Below are 4,555 nucleotides of genomic sequence, written 5' to 3' on the forward strand. Positions count from 1 at the left end.
AAAATAAATGTCCCGCCGCAAATATTGCCGGCCAGCGTCGGCAGGGCGAATGGCCAGATAAACTCCTGCCACGGCAGCGAGCCGTTGAAGACCAGATAAAATATCTCGACGCTGCCGACCACAATATGGGTGGTATCGGCGAGTGCAATAAGCCAGGTCATCATAATTATGACCACGATCTTTGCCGCACCGGCGGCGGGGAACATCCACACCATCGTTGCCACCAGCCAGCCGGAAATAATCGCGTTGGCAAACATTTCGCCCGGCGTATTCTGCATGACCTTGAAGCTGATCTTCTCAAAGGCGTCGCGGGTGGCAGGGTCAAATATGGGCATAACATCAAAGGCCCACGCGGCGATGGCCGTGCCGAGGAGGTTACCCGCCAGCACGATGCCCCACAGACGTAATAACAGGCCGATGTTACCGAGGGTCGGCTTATGCATGATCGGCAGCACCGCGGTCACGGTATTCTCGGTAAACAGCTGCTGGCGAGCCATGATAACGATGATAAAACCGAAGGTGTAACCGAGGTTTTCCAGCAGGTACCCCCCCGCTACGTCGGTAAGATGCACGTGAAAAATGCCTTTGGCTACCAGCGAGGCGCCCATCGACAGGCCCGCAGCGACCGCTGACCAAAGCAGAGCCATGCCGTCGCGCTCAAGCTCCTTCTGCCCCTCCTGGCGGATCTCCTCATGCGTGGCCATGGCGCGAGAGGGGAGGCGATCCTCATCCACCTCTATTTCCTCGCCCTGCTGTTTCTCGTCGCTCTCAACCTCTATCTCTTCTTTACCGCTGCGGCGATCGGGCGATTCCGGATATGGAGTCATGCCACTTCCCTCAATGATTTTTCATTATCATAAGCGTAGAGATATTTTTCGCGTACTGTGCTGGTGAACCTCCTATTTTTTAGGCAATGACAAGAATAGCAATACGGATATTGCAAAATATGTATAGAATCAGGACGCAATACTTATACCAAAGAGGGCTATGCTGAAAGCAGGCACCAGAGTGCACCTTGCTTCGGGCGATATCTTCATGGAGGCTGCAGTCCCCGGATGACCCACAGCGATAGCCAAAATTAACAGGGAGACACACCTATGAATTATCGCCTGTCGGCGCTTGCGCTCGGCGCCACACTGCTGGTGGGATGTGCCAGTTCCAGCCCTGGCGATTCGCCACAGGGGCGTTCAGACCCGCTTGAAGGGTTTAACCGTACGATGTTCAACTTCAACTTTAACGTGGTGGACCCGTACGTTCTGCGTCCGGTAGCCGTGGCATGGCGTGACTATGTCCCGCAGCCGGCGCGTAATGGGCTGAGCAACTTTACCAGCAATCTTGAAGAACCGGCGGTGATGGCCAACTACTTCCTGCAGGGCGATCCCTATAAAGGTATGGTGCACTTTACCCGCTTCTTCCTTAACACCATTCTCGGGATGGGTGGCCTGATTGACGTCGCCGGGATGGCTAATCCGCAGCTGCAGCGCGTCGAGCCGCATCGCTTTGGTAGCACTCTGGGTCACTACGGCGTTGGCTACGGCCCGTACGTACAGCTGCCGTTCTACGGAAGCTTTACGCTGCGTGATGAAGGCGGTGATATGGCTGACGGGCTCTATCCGGTGCTCTCCTGGCTGACCTGGCCGATGTCTATCGGTAAGTGGGCGGTTGAAGGGGTCGAGACCCGAGCCCAGCTGCTGGATTCCGATGGCCTGCTGCGCCAGTCCTCAGATCCGTATATCCTGGTGCGTGAAGCCTACTTCCAGCGCCATGACTTTATCGCGAGCGGCGGCAAGCTCACGCCGGCAGATAACCCGAACGCCCAGGCGATTGAGGGCGATCTGAAAGATATCGACTCGCAGTAATCTGTTGATATAAATAAAAAGGGTGAACATCGCGTTCACCCTTTTTTTATGCCGTCAGCTTATCAGAAGCGGTAGTTGAAGTTTGCGCCGTACAGCCAGGCCTTACCTTCAGAACGGAAGGTGTAAGGACCTTCTTTGATCTCTACGTGCTGGCCGTGCATGTAGGAGACGCCAACGTCTACGGATGCATCTTTATTGAAGGCGTAGGTGGTACCCGCGCTCAGCCACAGGCGGTCCTGATCCGGAATGGAGATGGAGCGGTTAGAGGCTGGAACCGGGCTATCATCGAAGGCGATACCGCTACGGAAGGTCCAGTTATCGTCGTAGTAATAGGTGGTACCCAGCGCGATACGGTAGGCGTCCTTAAAGCTCTCATCTTTATAGAACAGCGTCTCGCCGTTGTTGCCGGTCGCTTTCAGCTCCTGGAACTGGCTCCAGCTGGTATAGGTCAGGCTATAGTGAACCGCCCACTGCGGTGCGACGCGGTTATAGCCGGACAGCTCCCACATTTCAGGCAGGTTCAGGGTCAGAGAACCATTGGTAGTCTGACCGTTGGTCCCCGCCGGAAGGCCGAAATTACCGAGGATTTGGTTGTACGCTGACGGCAGGCTGCTTTTGTAGTTACCGTCAAAGTCGATTTTCACTTCAGAACGGTAGGTGAAGCCATAGCGGTTATTCTTATCAAGTTCATAAAGAATACCGGCGTTCCAACCGAAGCCCCAGGCGTTACCGTTCAGGTGTGCAATCTGCGTATCCGCAGGGATTTGCGATACCGGGCCCGCCAGCTGCGGCGGCAGGGCGCCGGAACCGGCAACGATCTGCCCCAGATCGCCCGCGTAGCGCTCGATCTTGGCCTTCGCATACACCGCGTCAAACCCTAAGCCAAAGCTCCAGTGACTGTCCAGACGATAGGCGCCGCTCAGGTTGAAGTTGGCGGTGGTTAAATCGGTTTTCCCCCCCATGCTGCCGGCGGCATAATCGTCGGCGTACTCGGTAGCCAGACCGTAGTTAGAGGTAATCGATGCCCCCCAGCCAAACTGATCGTTAATCGGCGACACGAAGTGGAAGTTAGGTACCCATGCGGTTGGCGCAATATTATTGGCGTTCAGGCTTTTGCCCGTTGGCGACTTGCCCGAGATGTTGACATCGGGATCGACAAATACCGCGCCCATAGACATGGTTGGACGATCGAACATCATAATCAATGCTGGGTTACGGCTGGCATTGCCCGCATCGTCAGCAATTGCGCCTTCACCGGAATAGGCGCGACCCAGGCCTGATGAAGAGAATTCGTTTAACTGAAAGCCTGCTGACCAGGCCTGTGTGGAAACAAGTGCTACAGCCACTGCGAGGGCAGATTGGGTAAAGCGGGTTTTCTGGCTCATGCCCATAACCTCATTGAGTTATTTTTATTCAAACTATGTTACATGCCGTAACAGAAGCGCGAAGTGTAGGGTCTGCTTTACGACAGAGAAATCAGACCAGTGCGCTGAGTATAGGTCTGACCAGATGATATGTTGCAAGTTTGTTTATGGGATTTTTCAATTGTGATACGAAAAAAGCGATCCAGCCGGCAAATTTGCCTTCGTCCAGGGGGGCTGATTCGGGTAATTCTTGTTTTGGATCATTTTTAAGTGTGATTTCGGTCACTTAGCGCCGTTGTCATCATTAACGACTGGAGGCACTCCTCGCCCGGGCGTAAAATAAGCCTATTAATTGTCTGGCACCTTGCGTGCATATACAGAGGAAATCTACGATGAGTAAAGTTAGTGCAGATGAAACCCCGGTTTGCTGCTGTATGGATGTTGGCACCATTATGGACAACACCGATTGCACCGCCTCTTACAGCCGCGTGTTTGCCAACCGCGCTGAAGCCGACGAAACCCTGGCGGCGTTGAGCGAAAGAGCCCGCGGCGTGGAATCCGATCCGTGCAAAATTATCCCGACCTTTACCGAGGTTGAAGGCGGCGTGCAGCTGGATATCGATTTTGTATTCTGCTGCGAAGCGGAAACCCTGATTTTCCAGCTCGGCCTGCGTTAATTCCGTTCTGACGCCCCCTTTCTGCGGGGGCGCCATCTTCTCCTTTCAATGTGTTTTGGCTCCCACTTTTTTGCTTCTCCGATTGGCTTAATGTAAAAAATTAGTTAAAACTGTTATCAGGTCAGACCACTTGGTTTTATCGGTTAACAGGGGAGAGTTATGAGTCAGGCACTACCGCTTGTCACCCGTCAGGGCGATCGCATTGCCATCGTCAGCGGTTTACGTACTCCGTTTGCCCGTCAGGCAACGGTATTTCACGGCGTTCCCGCGATTGATTTGGGAAAAATGGTCATCAGTGAAATGCTGGCTCGCAGCGATATTCCCCCGCAGATTATTGAACAGCTGGTCTTTGGCCAGGTGGTACAGATGCCGGAAGCGCCGAATATTGCGCGCGAGATCGTGCTCGGCACCGGCATGAGCGTGCACACCGATGCCTACAGCGTCAGCCGCGCCTGCGCGACCAGCTTCCAGGCCGTCGCCAACGTCGCCGAAAGCCTGATGGCCGGAACGATCCGCGCGGGCATTGCCGGCGGCGCCGACTCCTCATCGGTGCTGCCTATCGGCGTAAGTAAAAAGCTGGCCCGCACGCTGGTGGATGCCAATAAGGCGCGCACCCTCGGCCAGCGGCTGAAGCTCTTTTCCCGCCTGCCCCTGC

Annotated in this window: 6 protein-coding genes; 3 read left to right on the forward strand and 3 right to left on the reverse strand. The window is 54.8% G+C overall.

Annotated features, from left to right (window positions below):
• Window positions 1-827, reverse strand: an 827-nt coding sequence (locus PFH44_RS25090) for a formate/nitrite transporter family protein (RefSeq protein WP_283826504.1), incomplete at its 3' end; no start/stop codon positions are given.
• 270 nt (window positions 828-1,097) lie between these two features.
• Here PFH44_RS25090 and mlaA point away from each other — a divergent pair.
• Window positions 1,098-1,859, forward strand: a complete 762-nt coding sequence (gene mlaA, locus PFH44_RS25095) for a phospholipid-binding lipoprotein MlaA (protein ID WP_045856136.1) — start codon at window positions 1,098-1,100, stop codon at window positions 1,857-1,859.
• 62 nt (window positions 1,860-1,921) lie between these two features.
• Here the strand turns inward: mlaA and fadL are convergent, their stop codons facing one another.
• Both fadL and PFH44_RS25105 read right to left on the reverse strand, forming a co-directional pair.
• Complete coding sequence (gene fadL, locus PFH44_RS25100; RefSeq protein WP_283826505.1) at window positions 1,922-3,244, reverse strand: long-chain fatty acid transporter FadL; 1,323 nt, start codon at window positions 3,242-3,244, stop codon at window positions 1,922-1,924.
• Between the two features lie 91 nt (window positions 3,245-3,335).
• The gene (locus PFH44_RS25105) at window positions 3,336-3,509 is read right to left on the reverse strand and encodes a hypothetical protein (RefSeq protein WP_283826506.1); all 174 of its coding nucleotides are present in this window, start codon (window positions 3,507-3,509) and stop codon (window positions 3,336-3,338) included.
• Between the two features lie 106 nt (window positions 3,510-3,615).
• Here PFH44_RS25105 and PFH44_RS25110 point away from each other — a divergent pair, with 106 nt between their 5' ends.
• Window positions 3,616-3,900 (forward strand): YfcZ/YiiS family protein, encoded by a 285-nt coding sequence (locus tag PFH44_RS25110; protein WP_041146616.1) that lies wholly within the window; start codon window positions 3,616-3,618, stop codon window positions 3,898-3,900.
• Between the two features lie 159 nt (window positions 3,901-4,059).
• On the forward strand, window positions 4,060-4,555 hold a 496-nt coding region (locus tag PFH44_RS25115; RefSeq protein WP_283826507.1), incomplete at its 3' end, for a thiolase family protein.

The organism is Klebsiella sp. Ech2A (genome assembly GCF_030078455.1).
GTDB classification, from domain to species: Bacteria; Pseudomonadota; Gammaproteobacteria; order Enterobacterales; family Enterobacteriaceae; genus Klebsiella; species Klebsiella terrigena.